This window comes from Paracoccus versutus, from assembly GCF_029909795.1.
GTDB classification, from domain to species: domain Bacteria; phylum Pseudomonadota; class Alphaproteobacteria; order Rhodobacterales; family Rhodobacteraceae; genus Paracoccus; species Paracoccus versutus.
Genome location: NZ_CP038196.1, coordinates 1,696,656 through 1,713,544, shown reverse-complemented (window position 1 = coordinate 1,713,544; position 16,889 = coordinate 1,696,656). Strand labels below are relative to the sequence as shown.

The 16,889-nt window shown below is 69.3% G+C and carries 14 protein-coding genes; 13 read left to right on the top strand and 1 reads right to left on the bottom strand.

The features are described 5' to 3' along the window. Positions 1 to 9: 9 nt before the first annotated feature. Genes nirB through E3U25_RS08440 form a run of 4 tightly spaced genes read left to right on the top strand, consistent with a single transcriptional unit; the run spans position 10 to position 6,255 of the window. Entirely contained in the window at positions 10 to 2,442 is a 2,433-nt protein-coding gene (gene nirB / locus E3U25_RS08455; protein WP_116220652.1) for a nitrite reductase large subunit NirB, read from the top strand. Then, on the top strand, positions 2,439 to 2,774 hold the full coding sequence (nirD, locus tag E3U25_RS08450) for a nitrite reductase small subunit NirD (protein WP_036753448.1): 336 nt from the start codon (positions 2,439 to 2,441) through the stop codon (positions 2,772 to 2,774). The genes nirB and nirD overlap by 4 nt, the downstream gene beginning before the upstream one ends. Positions 2,775 to 2,785: 11 nt before the next feature. Next, positions 2,786 to 3,643 (top strand): formate/nitrite transporter family protein, encoded by an 858-nt coding sequence (locus E3U25_RS08445; protein ID WP_116220653.1) that lies wholly within the window; start codon positions 2,786 to 2,788, stop codon positions 3,641 to 3,643. Positions 3,644 to 3,651: 8 nt separating this feature from the next. Beyond that, positions 3,652 to 6,255, top strand: coding sequence for a nitrate reductase (locus E3U25_RS08440; RefSeq protein WP_116220654.1), 2,604 nt, complete (start codon positions 3,652 to 3,654; stop codon positions 6,253 to 6,255). 14 nt (positions 6,256 to 6,269) lie between these two features. On the opposite strand, the gene E3U25_RS08435 is transcribed toward E3U25_RS08440, so the two are convergent. Beyond that, positions 6,270 to 7,373 (bottom strand): ABC transporter ATP-binding protein, encoded by a 1,104-nt coding sequence (locus tag E3U25_RS08435; RefSeq protein WP_116221663.1) that lies wholly within the window; start codon positions 7,371 to 7,373, stop codon positions 6,270 to 6,272. Positions 7,374 to 7,465: 92 nt separating this feature from the next. Between E3U25_RS08435 and E3U25_RS08430 the strand changes: the two genes are divergently transcribed. From E3U25_RS08430 to E3U25_RS08390, 9 genes are all read left to right on the top strand, one after another. After that, entirely contained in the window at positions 7,466 to 8,479 is a 1,014-nt protein-coding gene (locus tag E3U25_RS08430) for a Fe(3+) ABC transporter substrate-binding protein (protein ID WP_036753436.1), read from the top strand. A gap of 22 nt (positions 8,480 to 8,501) precedes the next feature. After that, a complete protein-coding gene (locus tag E3U25_RS08425; RefSeq protein WP_116220655.1) occupies positions 8,502 to 10,145 on the top strand; it encodes an ABC transporter permease in 1,644 nt (547 codons plus the stop codon). A 53-nt stretch (positions 10,146 to 10,198) separates the two neighbouring features. Then, entirely contained in the window at positions 10,199 to 10,618 is a 420-nt protein-coding gene (locus tag E3U25_RS08420; RefSeq protein WP_116220656.1) for a DUF2946 family protein, read from the top strand. 68 nt (positions 10,619 to 10,686) lie between these two features. Next, positions 10,687 to 11,670, top strand: a complete 984-nt coding sequence (locus E3U25_RS08415; protein WP_166435382.1) for a DUF1775 domain-containing protein — start codon at positions 10,687 to 10,689, stop codon at positions 11,668 to 11,670. Continuing rightward, positions 11,657 to 12,289: an SCO family protein gene (locus E3U25_RS08410; protein WP_116221664.1), complete on the top strand. Its 633-nt coding sequence runs from the start codon at positions 11,657 to 11,659 to the stop codon at positions 12,287 to 12,289. The genes E3U25_RS08415 and E3U25_RS08410 overlap by 14 nt, the downstream gene beginning before the upstream one ends. 411 nt (positions 12,290 to 12,700) lie before the next feature. After that, positions 12,701 to 13,978, top strand: coding sequence for an ABC transporter substrate-binding protein (locus E3U25_RS08405; RefSeq protein ID WP_036753426.1), 1,278 nt, complete (start codon positions 12,701 to 12,703; stop codon positions 13,976 to 13,978). Positions 13,979 to 14,051: 73 nt separating this feature from the next. Continuing rightward, complete coding sequence (locus E3U25_RS08400; RefSeq protein ID WP_028713855.1) at positions 14,052 to 15,014, top strand: carbohydrate ABC transporter permease; 963 nt, start codon at positions 14,052 to 14,054, stop codon at positions 15,012 to 15,014. Continuing rightward, positions 15,011 to 15,844, top strand: coding sequence for a carbohydrate ABC transporter permease (locus tag E3U25_RS08395; RefSeq protein WP_036753423.1), 834 nt, complete (start codon positions 15,011 to 15,013; stop codon positions 15,842 to 15,844). Before E3U25_RS08400 ends, E3U25_RS08395 begins: the two co-directional genes overlap by 4 nt. 3 nt (positions 15,845 to 15,847) lie before the next feature. After that, positions 15,848 to 16,849, top strand: a complete 1,002-nt coding sequence (locus E3U25_RS08390) for an ABC transporter ATP-binding protein (protein WP_036753420.1) — start codon at positions 15,848 to 15,850, stop codon at positions 16,847 to 16,849. The last annotated feature ends 40 nt before the right edge of the window (positions 16,850 to 16,889 follow it).

Below are 16,889 nucleotides of genomic sequence, written 5' to 3'. Positions count from 1 at the left end.
AGTCACGCGATGAAGAAACTCGTCGTCATCGGCGCCGGCATGGCCTCGGGCCGCCTGCTGGAGCAGCTGTTCGAGGCCGCGCCCGGCGAATGGCATGTCACCCTGTTCAACGCCGAGCCGCGCGGCAACTACAACCGGCTGATGCTGTCGCCGGTCCTGTCGGGCGAAAAGACCTATGAGCAGATCGTCACCCATGACGCGGACTGGTATGCCGCGCATGGCGTCGACTGCCGCTTTGGCGAGCCGGTGGTCAGGATCGACCGGGCCAATCGCGCCGTCTATTCCAACACGGGCGGCGCGCCCTATGACGCGCTGGTCATCGCCACCGGCTCGGCGCCCTTCATCATCCCGGTGCCGGGCAGCGACCTGCCGGGCGTCGTGACCTATCGCGACCTCGAGGACACCAATGCGATGATCGAGGCCGGCGTCGCCGGCAAGGACGCGGTGGTGATCGGCGGCGGGCTGCTGGGCCTTGAGGCCGCGGCCGGCATGGCGGCGCGGGGGGCCAGCGTCACCGTCGTCCACCTGATGGGCCACCTGATGGAGCGGCAGCTGGACCCCGCCGCCGGCTACCTGCTGCAGCGCGACCTGGAGCGGCGCGGCATCAAGGTGCATTGCAAGGGCGCGACCAAGGCCATCCTGGGCCACGACCGGGCCGAGGCCGTGCTGCTGGAGGACGGCACCGTCCATGCCGCCGACCTGGTCTGCATGGCCGTCGGCATCCGCCCCGAGGTGCGGCTGGCCAATGACGCGCATCTGGAGGTCGAGCGCGGCATCGTCGTCGACGACGCCCTGCGCACCAGCGACCCGCATATCTTCGCGCTCGGCGAATGCGTCGAGCATCGCAGCCAGGTCTTTGGCCTTGTCGCGCCGCTTTACGACCAGGCCAAGGTGCTGGCCCGGACCCTGCTGGGCGAGGAAGCCGCGTTCCGCCCGGTGCAGACCGCGACCAAGCTGAAGGTGACGGGCTGCGACCTCTACAGCGCCGGCGATTTCGCCGAAGGCGAGGGGCGCGAGGACATCGTCTTTCGCGACCCCGGCCGCGGCATCTACAAGCGGCTGGTGCTGGAGAACGACCGCATCATCGGCGTCGTCATGTATGGCGACACCGCCGACGGCAACTGGTTCTATGGGCTGATGAAGGACGAAACCGACATCAGCGAGGTGCGCGACACGCTGATCTTCGGCCCGGCCTTCCAGGGGGGGACCACGCTGGACCCTATGGCGGCCGTTGCAGCCTTGCCGCCTGAGGCGGAGATCTGCGGCTGCAACGGCGTTTGCAAGGGCACCATCGTCGATGCCGTTCTGGGCGGCGCCCACACGCTGGACGCCGTGCGCGCCTGCACCAAGGCGTCGGGATCGTGCGGCACCTGCACCGGGCTGGTCGAGCAGGTGATGAAGCTGACCCTGGGCGACGGCTTCGTCGCGCCCGTCCCCGCCGGCATGTGCAAATGCACCGACCACAGCCACGAGGACGTGCGGCGGCTGATCCGCTCGATGGGGCTGAAGTCGATCCCGGCCGTCATGCAGGAGCTGGGCTGGAAGACCGTGGGCGGCTGCCATTCCTGCCGCCCGGCGCTGAACTATTACCTGCTGGCCGAATACCCGCTGGACTATCGCGACGACCGCCAGTCCCGCTTTGTCAACGAGCGGAACCACGCCAATATCCAGAAGGACGGCACCTATTCGGTGGTGCCGCGCATGTGGGGCGGTGTCACCACGCCGGGCGAGCTGCGCGCCATCGCCGACGCGGCCGAGAAATATGCCGTGCCCATGGTCAAGGTCACGGGCGGGCAGCGCATCGACCTGCTGGGTGTGCGCAAAGAGGATCTGCCGCATATCTGGGCCGACCTGAACGCGGCCGGGCTGGTCTCGGGCCACGCCTATTCCAAGGGGCTGCGCACGGTGAAGACCTGCGTCGGCAGCGAGTTCTGCCGCTTCGGCACCCAGGATTCGACCGGGCTGGGGATCAGGCTGGAAAAGCTGCTCTGGGGGTCCTGGACGCCGCACAAGGTCAAGCTGGGCGTCTCGGGCTGCCCGCGCAACTGCGCCGAGGCGACCTGCAAGGACGTGGGCGTGATCTGCGTCGACTCGGGCTACCAGATCAGCGTCGCCGGCGCCGCCGGGATGGAGGTGAAGGAGACCGAGCCCCTGGCCTCGACCCCCTCCGAGGACGAGGCGGTCGAGATCATCACCGCCTTCGTCCAGCTTTACCGCGAACATGCGCGCTATCTGGACCGGCCCTATAAATGGGTGGCGAAGGTCGGGCTCGACTGGGTGAAGGCGCAGGTCGCGGACCTGCCGACCCGCCGCGCGCTGGTCGAGCGCTTCGAGGTCAGCCAGTCGGTCTATCGCCGCGACCCCTGGGCCGAGCATTCCACCACCACCGAGACGCCCAAATGGGCGCCCCTTGCCGATCTGACCCTGGAGGCCGCGGAATGACCATCTTTGTCGACATCGGAGCCCTGGACGACATCCCCCGCCAGGGCGCGCGGGTGATCCGCACCGCGCAGGGCTGCGTCGCGGTGTTCCGCACGCTGGACGACCGGGTCTTTGCCCTGGACGACCGCTGCCCGCACAAGGGCGGCCCGCTGTCCGAGGGCATGGTTCATGGCGATCGCGTGACCTGCCCGCTGCACAACTGGGTGTTCGACATGAACTCGGGCGCCGCGCAGGGCGCCGACGAGGGCGCGGTCCGCACCTGGCCCGTTCGCGTCGAGCGGGGCCGCGTCCTGATCAGCGCCGAACTCGTCTCCCGCTCGAATGCCGCCTGAGGAGTTGCATCATGTCCTACGTCAATCCTGCTGATTTCGCGAAGAAAATGATCGATGCCGGCGAGGCCAAGGTCTTCATGTCCACCAAGGACACCCTGATCCGCGCCTATATGGCCGGGGCGATCCTGGCGCTGGCGGCGGCCTTTGCCGTGACCGTCACCGTGAACACGGGCGAGCCGCTGATCGGCGCGCTGTTGTTCCCGGTCGGCTTCTGCATGCTCTACCTGCTGGGCTTCGACCTGCTCACCGGGGTGTTCACGCTGGTGCCGCTGGCGCTGATCGACCGCCGGCCGGGGGTGACGCCGCGCGGCATGCTGCGCAACTGGGGGCTGGTGTTCGCCGGCAATTTCGCCGGCGCCTTCACCGTCGCGGTCTTCATGGCGGTCATCGTCACCTTCGGCTTTTCCGAGGCGCCGAACGCGGTCGGCGAAAAGATCGGCCATATCGGCGAGGGGCGGACGCTCGGCTATGCCGCCCATGGCGCGGCGGGGATGCTGACGCTGTTCATCCGCGCGGTCATGTGCAACTGGATGGTCTCGACCGGCGTGGTCGCGGCGATGATGTCCACCACCGTCTCGGGCAAGGTCATCGCCATGTGGATGCCGATCCTGGTCTTCTTCTACATGGGGTTCGAGCATTCCATCGTGAACATGTTCCTGTTCCCGGCCGGGCTGCTTCTGGGCGGGCAGTTCACCATCATGGACTACATGATCTGGAACGAGATCCCGACCGTGCTGGGCAACCTGGTCGGCGGGCTGACCTTTGTCGGCGCGATGATCTATGCCACGCATCACAAGACCTCGCCCCGCCGCGCGGCGGATGCGGATGCCGGTGCCCGCCCCGAAGCCCCCGCCGTTCCCGCCGAGTGAGGGCCCCGATGCAGACCATCCGCACCACCTGTCCCTATTGCGGCGTGGGCTGCGGCGTGCTGGCCGCGCCGGACGGCCGCGGCGGGCTGGGCATCGCCGGCGACCCCGCGCATCCGGCGAACAAGGGCCGGCTCTGCGTCAAGGGCTCGGCGCTCGGCGAGACGGTCGGCCATGCCGGCCGGCTGCTCGCCCCGCGCATCCACGGGCGCGAGGCCGGCTGGGACGAGGCGCTGGACCTGGTCGCGCGCCGATTCACCGAAACCATCGCCGAACACGGGCCGGATTCGGTCGGCTTCTACGTCTCGGGGCAGCTCCTGACCGAGGATTACTATGTCGCCAACAAGCTGATGAAGGGCTTCATCGGCTCGGGCAACATCGACACCAATTCGCGGCTTTGCATGGCCTCGGCGGTGGCGGGGCACCGGCGGGCCTTCGGCTCGGACACGGTGCCGGGGCTCTACGAGGATCTGGAGCTGGCCGATACGGTGGTGCTGGTCGGCTCGAACCTGGCCTGGTGCCATCCGGTGCTTTACCAGCGGCTGGCCGCGGCGCGCGAGGCGCGGGGCACGCGGGTCGTGGTGGTCGATCCGCGCCGCACCGCGAGTTGCGACATCGCCGACCTGCATCTGCCGCTGGCGCCGGGTTCGGATGCGGCGCTGTTCAACTTGCTGCTGGCGGAAATCGGCAGAAGATCAGAGATCTGCGCCGACAACCTGGAAGGAATCGAGGATGCCATGACTGCGGCGCGCGAGACGCTGCCCTCGGCCACCGGGCTGGCGCACAGCCAGATCAGGCAGTTCCTCGACCTGTGGCTGCACAGCGACAAGGTGGTGACGGTCTGGTCGCAGGGCGTGAACCAGTCCGACAGCGGCACCGACAAGGTGAACGCGATCCTGAACTGCCACCTGGCCAGCGGCCGCATCGGCCGGCCGGGCATGGGCCCGTTCAGCGTCACCGGCCAGCCCAACGCCATGGGCGGGCGCGAGGTCGGCGGGCTCGCCAACATGCTGGCCTGCCACCTGGAGATCGAGAACCCCGCGCATCGCGCGGCGGTGCGCGGTTTCTGGAACGCGCCCCGCATGGCCGAGCGGCCGGGGCTGAAGGCCGTGGACATGTTCCGCGCGGTCGAGGACGGCCGGATCAAGGCGCTGTGGATCATCTGCACCAACCCCGCCGTGACCATGCCCGAGGCCGACCGCGTCGCCCGCGCCATCGCCGGCTGCGATTTCGTCGTGGTCTCGGACATCATGGCGCGGACCGACACCACGCGGCTGGCGCATGTCCTGCTGCCGGCGACCGGCTGGGGCGAAAAGGACGGCACGGTGACGAATTCGGAACGCCGCATCAGCCGCCAGCGCCGGACGCTTGCCCCCGCGGGCCAGGCGCGCGACGACTGGCGCATCCTGGCCGAGGTCGGGCGCCGCATGGGCTGGCCGGGGGCCTTCGGCTGGACCAGCCCGGCGCAGGTCTTTGCCGAACATGCCGCGCTGTCGGGCATCGCGGGCGGGTTGGGCAGCGATTTCGACATCTCGGCCCATGCCGGCATCGCCCAGGCGGAGTATGACGCGCTGGAGCCCTTCCTGTGGCCGCAATCGGCGCGCCGGCAGGGCGGGCGCTTCTTTGGCGACGGGCGGTTCCATACGCCCTCGGGTCGCGGGCGGCTGGTCGCGGTCACGCCGCGCGTGCCGCAGCCGGCTGGCGCGGATCGTCCGTTCCAGCTGAATACCGGCCGGGTGCGCGATCATTGGCACACGATGACCCGCACCGGCCTGTCGCCGCGCCTGTCGCGCCACCTGGCCGAGCCCTTCCTGGAGCTGCATCCCGGCGATGCCGCCCGGCTGGGCCTGGCGCCCGCCAGCCTGGCCGAGGTCGTAAGCCCGCATGGCCGCGCCGTGCTGCGGGTGCTGGTCAGCGACCGCGTGGCGCCGGGCCATCCCTTTGCGCCGATGCATTGGACGGGCGAGACCGCGCCCTCGGGCCGGGTCGATGCGCTGGTGCCGGGGACGGTCGATCCGGTCTCGGGCCAGCCGGCGCTGAAATCGGCGGCGGTGGCGATCCGGCCCCTTGCCGCGCGCTGGTTCGGCTTTGCCGTCTCGGCGGGTCCGATCCGCCCGGATTGCGCCTATTGGGCGCGGGCCACGCTGCCGCGGGGCGAGCAGGCCGAACTGGCCGGGCTGGAGCCGGTGCAGGACTGGACCGCCCATGCCCGCGCGCTGTTCGGCCTGCCGGACGAGCCGCTGGTGCTGCATGACCGCGCCCGCGGGCAGGTGCGGCTGGCCTTCCTGCGCGAGGGCCGCTTGCAGGCGGCGCTGTTCGTCGCGCCCGAGCCGGTGGGCCTGTCGCGCAGCCATGTCGCGGCGCTGCTGGGCGAAAGCGGGGCCGAGGCGCTGGCCGGCCGCCCCGGCGCCGACCGCCCGGACGAAGGCGCGCTGGTCTGCGCCTGCTTCGGCATCGGGGTGAACAGCATCGTGCGGGCCATCGCCACCCAGGCCCTGACCTCGGTCGAGGCGGTGGGGCAGGCGCTGCGGGCGGGCACCAATTGCGGCTCGTGCCGGCCCGAGATCCGCGCGCTGCTGGAGGCCGGCACCGCCCGCCGCACCGCCGCCGAATAGGGAATGGGCCGCGCCTATGCGCCGTCGCCGGCAAAGACCATGGCGCTGCCGGGCTGGACTGCGACGCGGATCAGGCTGCCCGGCGCGGGCAGGACCAGGCCGGGGATGCGGGATTTCATCGCCGCGCCGCCGGGTTCCAGCCGGATCTCGATCAGGCTTTCGCGGCCCAGATAGCGCGCGCGCTCGACCCGCGCCGGGGTGCCGCCGGCCTCGGCCGGGACCAGGTGCTGCGGGCGGACGGCGACCTCGGCCCGGCTGCCCTCGGCAAGGCCGGGGGCGGGAAAGGCGCCCAGCACGGTCTGCACCCGCCCGCCCGCCACCCGTCCCGCGACGATGTTCAGGTCCGAGAAGAAGGCCGCCACGCCGCGGTCGGCCGGGCGGTTGTAAAGCTCGTCCGGGCGGCCTTCCTGGATCAGCCGGCCCCGGCGCATGACGGCGATGCGATGGCCCATCAGCATCGCCTCTTCGGGGTCGTGCGTGACCATCACCACTGCGGTTTCGGTTTCGCGCAGCAGGTCCAGCGCCGCGTCGCGCACCCCGTCGCGCAGCCGGTGGTCGAGGCTGGAGAAGGGCTCGTCCATCAGCATCAGGCAAGGGCGCGGCGCCAGGGCCCGGATCAGCGCCACGCGCTGCTGCTCGCCGCCCGAAAGCTCGTGCGGGTATTTCGCGGCATGGCCGGACAGGCCCACGCGCTCCAGCAGCGCGGCGATCCGGTCGCGGTCCTGCCGCGCCGGGCCGCGCAGGCCGAAGCCGACATTCGCCGCCACGTCCAGATGCGGGAACAGCGCGAAATCCTGGAACACCATGCCGACCGGCCGGCGTTCGGGCGGAAGGAAGGCGCCGGCGCCCGACATCGGCCGGCCGGCGATGCGGACGGCGCCGGAATCGGGCCGCTCGATGCCCGCGATCATGCGCAGCGTGGTGGACTTGCCGCAGCCCGAAGGGCCCAGCAGGCATGTCACCTGGCCCGGCGCCACGCGAAAGCCGACATCCTCGACCGCCGCCACGCCGGCGAAGCGGCGGCACAGCGCCTCGACCTCCAGCATGGGCAGGGACGGGGTGGCATCTGGCGCATCCACCTGGCTGGCCCAGTCGGGAGGGCTGGCGAATTGGTTCATCGGCATCCCTTCGTGACCGCAACCGCATGAGAATAGTTTACATTACTAATTAGTTTAGTAAACATGTCGAGAAATCGCAAGGAGGACAGGGAATGCGTGTCGGACTATCTGGAGTGATCGGTGTCCTGTTGGCGGCACAGGCCGTCGCCGCAAGTGCCCAGGAATTGAACCTTTACACCACGCGCGAGCCGAATCTGATCGAGCCGCTGCTGGCATCGTTCAGCGAAACCACCGGGGTGAAGGTCAATACGATCTTCCTCAAGGACGGCCTGCCCGAGCGGGTCGAGCAGGAAGGCGACGCCTCGCCCGCCGACGTGCTGATGACCGTGGACATCGGCAACCTGGTCGACCTGGTCGACCGCGGCCTGACCCAGCCGGTCGAATCCGAGGTGCTGGCCGCCGCCATCCCCGAGAACCTGCGCGACAAGGACGGCAACTGGTTCGCGCTGTCGCAGCGGGCGCGGGTGCTTTACGCCGACAAGGATCTGGACCTGGCGAGCTTTACCTACGAGGATCTGGCCAAGCCGGAATGGAAGGGCAAGGTCTGCATTCGTTCGGGGCAGCATCCCTATAACGTGGCGCTGACCGCCTCCTACATCGTGCATCACGGCGAAGAGGCCGCCAAGGCATGGCTGGAAGGCGTCAAGGCGAACCTGGCCCGCACCGCCGGCGGCGGCGACCGCGACGTGGCGCGCGACATCATGGGCGGCATCTGCGAGATCGGCATCGCCAATTCCTATTACGTCGGGCTGATGCGCAGCGGTGCCGGCGGCCCCGAGCAGGAGGAATGGGTCAAGGCGATCAAGGTCATCCTGCCCACCTTCGAGGGCGGCGGCACGCAGGTCAACGTCTCGGGCGCGGCGGTGGCCAAGCACGCGCCGAACCGCGACCAGGCGGTGCAGCTGCTGGAATACCTGGTCTCGGACGAGGCGCAAAGGATCTATGCCGAGGCGAATTTCGAATATCCGGTCAAGCCCGGCGTCGCGGTCAGCCCGGTGATCGAGGACATGGCGGGGCTTCAGGTCGACGGCACCGACCTGACCGAGATCGCCCGCCAGCGCAAGGCGGCGAGCGAACTGGCCGAGGCGGTCGGCTTCGACAACTGAGCCCGCCGCGGGCGCAGGCCGCATGACCCCGGAACTGACACGAGCCCCCCGCGTCCGCGCGGGGATGGGCTGGCAGGCGGCGGCACTGGCCGTCGCCGCGCTTGTCCTGCTGCCGGTTCTGGCGCTGGGGCTGTTCGCGCTGCGGGGCAGTCCGGGGCTCTGGGCGCATCTGGTCAGCAACGTGCTGCCGGTGGCGGCGCGGCAGACGGTGATCCTGCTGGTCGGCGTCGGCGCCATCGTCGCCACGCTGGGCACGGTCACGGCCTGGCTGGTCGCGGCCTGCGACTTTCCGGGCCGGCGCTTCTTCGGCTGGGCGCTGCTGCTGCCGCTGGCGGTGCCGACCTATATCGTCGCCTATGCCTATCTGGACCTCTTGCACCCGGTCGGGCCGGTGCAGGGCGCGATCCGCGGCTGGCTGGGCTATTCCAGCCCGCGCGAGTTCCGCCTGCCCGACATCCGCTCGATGCCGGGCTGCATCCTGCTCTTGGGGCTGGTGCTTTACCCCTATGTCTACCTGCCGGTGCGGGCGCTGTTCGCCATGCAGGCCGGCAACCTGCTGGATGCGGGGCGGAGCCTGGGGGCGGGGCCGGTCGCCGGCTTCCTGCGCGTGGCCTTGCCGCTGGCCCGGCCCGCCGTCGCCATCGGCACGGCGCTGGCGCTGATGGAGGCGATGAACGACATCGGCGCGGCCGAGTTCCTGGGCGTGCGCACGCTGACCGTCTCGGTCTATTCGACCTGGATCAACCGCTCGGACCTGCCGGGGGCGGCGCAGATCGCGCTGGCGATGCTGGCCATCACCATGGCGCTGGTGATGCTGGAGCGCCGCGGCCGCCGGCGCCAGCGCTATGCCGCGGGCGCACAGCCCCTGCGGCGCACGCGCCTGCGCGGCTGGCGCGCCTGGGGGGCCACGCTGGTCTGCGCGCTGCCGGTGGCCCTGGGTTTCGCGGCGCCGGCCTGGTATCTGGTCGGTGCGGCCTGGGCGCGCTATCGCTTTGCCGGGCTTTCGCCGCGCATCATCGAAGAGGCCGGCAACACCGCCCTTTTCGCCGCGCTGGCGACGCTGGTCGCGCTGGTGCTGGGCCTGGTCGTGACCGGGGCGGCGCGGATGCGGCCGGGGCGCCTGACCCGCAGCATGGCGCGGCTTTCGACGCTGGGCTATGCGGTGCCGGGCACCATCCTGGCCATCGGGCTTTTGCCGGTGATCGCGCTGGCCGACCGGCAGATCGCCGCCGTCTCGCAGGCGCTGCTGGGCGCGGGGCCGGGGCTTTTGCTGCTGGGGTCGGGCGCGGCGCTGGTCTATGCCTATGTCGCGCGCTTCCTCGCCATCGCCACCGGCGGGATCGAGGCCGGGCTGAGCCGGGTGCCCGCCTCGCTCGACCATGCGGCGCGGACGCTGGGCCGCAGCCCCGGCCAGGTGTTCCGGCAGGTGCATGTGCCGATCTCGCGCCCGGCGCTGGCGGCCTCGGGGCTGTTGATCTTCGTCGATTGCGTCAAGGAACTGCCCGCCACGCTGCTGCTGCGGCCGCTGAACTTCGAGACGCTCTCGACCCATCTTTACGGCGAGGCGGCGCGCGGCACCTATGAGGACGCCGCCATCGCCGCGCTGATCATCGTCGTCATCGGCATCCTGCCGGTGATGGTGCTGGCGCGGACGATTCGCCGGTGATTGCGGCAGATTGTCCCTTTTCTCCGGCCCCGATTTCTGACAGGGCTGCGCCCATGCGGGGTCGAAGCGGACATCGGACGACGAGGCTTGGACGCGGCACGGCGCTGCGGCGCCTGTGCTGCTGGCTGGCGGTGCTGCCTTTCCTGCTGTTCTCGCTGATCCAGCCCGGCACCATGTTCGTCCGCGACGCGCAGGGCAGCGTCGCCGTCGTGCTGTGTTCGGGCGAGGGGCCGGTCCAGATGGCCGTGGCGGCCGATGGCAGCCTGGTCCCGGCGGACGAGATGCCGCATGGCGATCCCCATGCCTGCGATTGGGCGCCGCATGGCCAGCCGGCGCTGCAAGGGGTCGTCGCCGATGCGCCCCGGCCCATGGCGGCCGCGGCGCGGCTGGCGCTTTGGCCCGCACCGCCGGCCCCGCCGCATGCCTCGGCCCTGCCCGAGCCCTCGGCGCGGGGGCCGCCGCGCCTCATCTGACGGAATCCTGCTTCGGCAGCCGGCGGGCCAGGGCCCGGCGGTGCCTTTCCCATCAGATGAGAACGATCATGCAAAAACCTGTTTTCGCCGCGCTTTGCGCCACGCTTCTTGGCCTTGCGGCCGGTCCGGCCCTGTCCCATGCCACGCTGGAGAAATCCGAGGCCCCGGCCGGCGCCGCCTATCGCGCGGTGATCCGCATCGGCCACGGCTGCGACGGCCAGGCCACCCAAACCCTGCGGGTGCAACTGCCCGATGGCTTCTACAACGCCAAGCCCATGCCCAAGCCGGGCTGGGCGCTGGAGACGGTCAAGGGCGCCTATGCCAAGCCCTTCGACAACCACGGCACGCAGATGACCGAGGGCACGCGCGAAGTGATCTGGTCCGGCGGCGCGTTGCAGGACGACTGGTATGACGAATTCGTCATCCGCGGCACCCTTGGCGCGGATGTGGCGCCGGGCACGGTGCTGTATTTCCCGACCGTGCAGGAATGCGCGGATGGCAAGGCCGACTGGACCGACGTCTCGGGCAGCAAGGACGTGCCGAACCCCGCGCCGGGGCTGACGGTCATGGCGGGCAAGGCGGGTCACGGTCATGGACACGGGCAGGGCCAGGCCGATCAGGCGGCGGATGCCGGGCCGGTGGTCCTGGGCGACCTGTCGCTCAGCGGCGCCTTCAGCCGCGCGACGCCCCCCGGCGCGCCGGTGGCGGGCGGCTTCCTGACCATCGCCAACGGCGGGGCCGAGGACCGGCTGGTCGCGGCCCATGCCGATTTCGCCGGCCGCACCGAGATCCATGAGATGGCGATGGAGGGCGAGGTGATGCGGATGCGCCAATTGCCCGAGGGTCTGGCGATCCCGGCCGGCGCCACGGTTGAATTGAAACCCGGCGGCTATCACCTGATGTTCATGGAATTGAAACAGCCGCTGGTCGAGGGCGAGACGGTGAACGTCACGCTGAGCTTCGAGAAGGCGGGCGAGGTCAGCCTGCCGCTGGCGGTCGGGCCGCGCAATGCCGGGGCGGCGCATCAAGGGGGTGGCCATGGCGGGCACTAAGGGCAAGTCCGGGTTGAAACCGCTGCGCTATGCGCTTTGGGCGCTGGTCGTGCTGGCGCTGGCCGGCTTGGGCTGGTTCCAGTTCGTCTCGCCCCGCTCGGGTTCGGGCACGGGCTCGATCGCCGATGCCGGGACGGCGGCGCTGGGGCGGGGCGACTACCGGCTGGTGGCGACCGACGGCACCGAGTTCAGCCAGGCCGCGCTGAAGGGCCAGCCCTCGGCGGTGTTCTTCGGCTTCACCCATTGCCCGGACGTCTGCCCGACCACGCTGGGCGACGTCGCCAGCTGGCAGGAGGAACTGGGCGAGGACGGCAAGAAGCTGCGGGTGTTCTTCGTCACCGTCGACCCCGAGCGCGACACGGTCGAGGCGCTGCGCGAATACGTGTCCTGGGTGCCGGGGGTGGTCGGCGTCTCGGGCGCGCCCGAGGAGGTCGCCAAGGCGGTCAAGGCCTTCCGCATCTATGCCCGCAAGTCGCCGCTGGAAGGGGGCGACTACACCATGGACCATTCCTCGACCATGCTGCTCTTTGACGGCAATGGCGATTATGCCGGGCTGATCGGCTATCAGGAGGACCGCGAGCGCGCCCTGGCGAGCCTGCGCCGCCTGCTGAACGGCTAGAGCCCCCGCGGCGCCGGTTTCCGGCGCCGCTTTCCCCAATCCGGCGGGTCTGGCCGGTTTTCGTCTCCGAAATGTTTTGGAAACCCGCACGGCGGCCGATTCTTGGCCTAGCGCCGGTGATTCGGCCGCGAAAGCGCCCTTGGCGGCGAAATGCGCCCTGCGATGTTAGCGTATGACATCCGCCGCCCCGCCCGGTCGCCGCGACACCCGCAGCGCCGATACGGTTTTCCCCAGGAAATGCATGGTTTTTTGCCACCTGTCGGAGGTTTCCGGCGGGGTCTGCCGGAATTATTGACCGGATCGGCCGGATGCGGTAGGAAATTCCCGAAAGGTTTCGGAACGGGGCGCAGGCAGGGGCGCCCGATGCTGCGAACGGTGCTGGGAGGCACCTTTACCAAGGGGAGGATGAGGATGGGAAAAATCAGCCGGGGCGCGCTGCGCCCGGTCGCATTGGCCGCGCTGCTGGGCAGCATCGCGCTGCCTGCCGTGGCGGACGAGCTGTTCTATGTCGCCGGCGGCGTGGGCAAGCAGGCCGAGCATTTCAAGGATCTGGTCAAGCCTTGGGAGGAACGCACCGGCCACACGGTGACGCTGGTGCCGATGCCGCAGTCCAGCTCGGACCAGTTCGCGCAATACCGGCTGTGGCTGGCGGCGGGGACGGCGGATGTGGACCTCTATCAGACCGACGTGATCTGGGCGCCGCAGCTGTCCGAATATTTCGTCGACCTGTCCGAGGCGGCCAAGGACATCCTGGGCGAGCATTTCCCCTCGGTCATCGAAAGCCAGACCTCGGACGGCAAGCTGGTGGCGCTGCCGCTTTATACCGATGCCCCGGCGCTTTACTACCGCACCGACCTGCTGGAGAAATACGGCAAGCCGGTGCCCAAGACCTGGGCCGAGCTGACCGAGACCGCCAAGCTGGTCCAGGACGGCGAGCGCGCCGAAGGCCAGGGCGACCTGTGGGGCTTCGTCTGGCAGGGCAATGCCTATGAGGGGCTGACCTGCAACGCGCTGGAATGGGTGAAGTCCTTTGGCGGCGGCCAGATCGTCGAGGCGGACGGCACCATCTCGATCAACAATCCGCAGGCGGTGGCGGCGCTGGAACTGGCGGCCGGCTGGATCGGCACCATCAGCCCGCGCGGCGTGCTGGCGCACAAGGAAGAAGAGGCGCGCGGCGTCTGGCAGACCGGCAATGCCGTCTTCATGCGCAACTGGCCCTATGCCTTCGCGCTGAGCGCGGGCGCGGACAGCGCGGTCAAGGGCAAGTTCGACGTGGCGCCGCTGCCCGCCGGCACCGAAGAGGCCGGCTCGGCCGCGACCCTGGGCGGCTGGAACGTCGCGGTGTCGAAATTCTCGACCAAGCAGGAGGCGGCGGTCGACCTGGCGCTTTATCTCGCCTCGGCCGAGGCGCAGAAGCGCCGCGCGCTGCTGGACGGCAACCTGCCGACCGTGGTCGCGCTTTACGACGACCCCGAGATCGCCGAGGCGGTGCCGCTGATCCCGCGCTGGAAAGAGGTCTTCGCCGATGCGGTGCCGCGCCCGTCGGGGCCGACCAAGAGCAAGTATAACGAGGTCTCGTCGAAATTCTGGTCGGCCGTGCATGACACGCTGTCGGGCAACGGCACCGCGGCCGAGAACCTGGAACTGCTGGAGCTGGACCTGAGCGACATGCAGGGTTCGGGCTGGTAAGGCGCTTGGCGGGGGCCGGCGCGCAAGCCCGCCGGCCCCGAGCGGCCCTTGCGGCCGATGAGGAGTTTCCCCCATGACTGACCCCATCGCGGGCCGCCCCGGCGGTCCCAGCCTGCGGCAGCGTCGGCAAAGGGCGGCCTTCTGGTTCCTGGCCCCCATGCTTTTCGCGCTGCTCTGCGTCGCGGCCTGGCCGCTGGCGCGCACCATCTGGTTCTCGTTCACCAACACCACGCTGTCGAACCTCTATGGCGGCGAATGGATCGGCTTCGACAACTACCTGTCGATGCGCACGCTGTCCTCGGGCCGGGTGGTCTGGCGCGGCACGCTGGTCGATCCGGCCTGGTGGAACGCGGTCTGGAACACCGTCCGCTTCTCGCTGATCTCGGTCGGGTTCGAGACGGTGCTGGGCCTGATCGTCGCCCTGGTGCTGAACGCCGAGTTCAAGGGCCGCGCCCTGGTGCGCGCCGCCATCCTGATCCCCTGGGCGATCCCGACCATCGTCTCGGCCAAGATGTGGGCCTGGATGCTGAACGACCAGTTCGGGATCCTGAACGACATCCTGCTGCGGCTGGGGCTGATCGGCGAGAAGATCGCCTGGACCGCCAGCACCGAGACGGCGATGACCGCCGTGCTGATCGTGGACATCTGGAAGACCACGCCCTTCATGGCGCTGCTGATCCTGGCCGGGTTGCAGATGGTGCCGCGCGACATCTACGAGGCGGCGCGGATCGACGGCATCCACCCGGTCAAGGTGTTCTTCCGCGTCACCCTGCCGCTGATCAAGCCGGCGCTGATGGTGGCGGTGATCTTTCGCATGCTCGACGCGCTGCGCATCTTCGACCTGATCTATGTGCTGACGCCGAACAGTTCGGCTACCAAGACCATGTCGGTCATCAGCCGCGAGAACATGATCGACTTCGACAAGTTCGCCTATGGCGCGGCGCAATCGACGCTGCTGTTCGCGATCATCGCCGTCTTCGTCAGCGCCTATATCTGGCTCGGCCGCGTGGACCTGGGCGGGGAGGGCTCGAAATGACCCGTCACAAGCTGCTGAAACAGATCGGCTTTTATGCGCTGGTCGTGGTGATCGTCGTCTTTTCGGTCTTTCCCTTCTACTATGCCGTCGTGACCAGCTTCGCCTCGGGGACGGCGCTGTTTCGGGTGAACTACCTGCCCGCGGGGTTCGACCTGCGCAACTACCAGGCGGTGCTGGGGTCGAAGAACTTCCTTTACTCCATCGGCAACTCGCTGGTGATCGCCACGGCCACGGTCGGGCTGTCGCTGTTCCTGGGCGTCACCGCCTCATACGCGCTGGCGCGGGTGCGGTTCCGGGGGCGGGGGCTCTTGCTGATGACCATCCTGGCCGTGTCGATGTTTCCGCAGATCGCGGTGCTGGCCGGGCTGTTCGAGCTGGTGCGCTTCCTGGGCATCTTCAACACCCATTGGGCGATGATCCTGTCCTATACGATCTTCACGCTGCCCTTTACCGTCTGGGTGCTGACCACCTTCATGCGCGACCTGCCGGTCGAGATCGAGGAGGCGGCGATCGTCGACGGCGCCAGCCCCTGGATCATCATCACCCGCGTCTTCCTGCCGCTGCTGTGGCCGGCGATGGTGACGACCGGGCTTCTGGCCTTCATCGGCGCCTGGAACGAGTTCCTGTTCGCGCTGACCTTCACCAGCACCGAAAGCATGCGCACCGTGCCGGTGGCCATCGGCCTGCTTTCGGGCGCGTCCGAGCAAGAGATCCCCTGGGGCCCGATCATGGCCGCCTCGGTCATCGTGACGGTGCCGCTGATCGTCCTCGTCCTCATTTTCCAGCGCAAGATCGTGGCGGGCCTGACCGCCGGCGGCGTGAAAGGTTGAACCATGGCCAAGATCGAGTTGAAGAACGTCACCAAGTCCTATGGCGGCTTGCAGGTCATCAAGGGCATCGACCTGGAGATCCGCAAGGGCGAGTTCATGGTCTTCGTCGGCCCCTCGGGCTGCGGCAAGTCCACGCTGTTGCGGCTGATCTCGGGGCTCGAGGAGATCACCACCGGCGACATGCTGTTCGACGGGCAGCGGGTGAACGACCTGGTGCCCTCGGACCGCGGCATCGCCATGGTGTTCCAGAGCTATGCGCTTTACCCGCATATGAAGGTCTATGACAACATGGCCTTCGGCATGAAGCTGGCCAAGGCCGGCAAGGCCGAGATCGACCGCCGCGTGCGCGAGGCGGCGCGGCTCTTGCAGATCGAGCATCTGCTGGACCGCCTGCCCAAGCAGCTGTCGGGCGGCCAGCGCCAGCGCGTCGCCATCGGCCGCGCCATCGTGCGCGACCCGCGCGTCTTTCTGTTCGACGAGCCGCTGTCGAACCTCGACGCGGCGCTGCGGGTGCAGACGCGGCTGGAGATCGCCAGGCTGCACCACGGCATGGAGGACGTGACGATGATCTACGTCACCCATGACCAGGTCGAGGCGATGACGCTGGCCGACCGCATCGCCGTGCTGCGCGACGGCAAGCTGGAGCAGGTCGGCACCCCGGCCGAGCTTTACGAACGGCCGAACTCGACCTTCGTCGCGGGCTTCATCGGCAGTCCCAAGATGAACTTCCTGACCGACGGCTTCGCCCATGCGCATGACTGCGCGACCCTGGGCATCCGGCCCGAGCATATCGACATCATCGAGGGCGGTCCCTGGTCGGGGGAGGTCGTCCATGCCGAGGATCTGGGCGCCGACCATTACCTTTTCGTCGAGATCGGCGCGGCCGAGCCCATGGTCGTGCGCCAGCCGGGCAAGCTGGCCTTGCCGCTGGGCACGCGGCTGAGCCTTGGGCCGCGCGAAGGCCACCTGCACCGTTTCGACGCCAACGACGCGCCGATCCGCTGAACCCACCACCCGTTCCCGCAGGGAACAACAAGGAGCGATG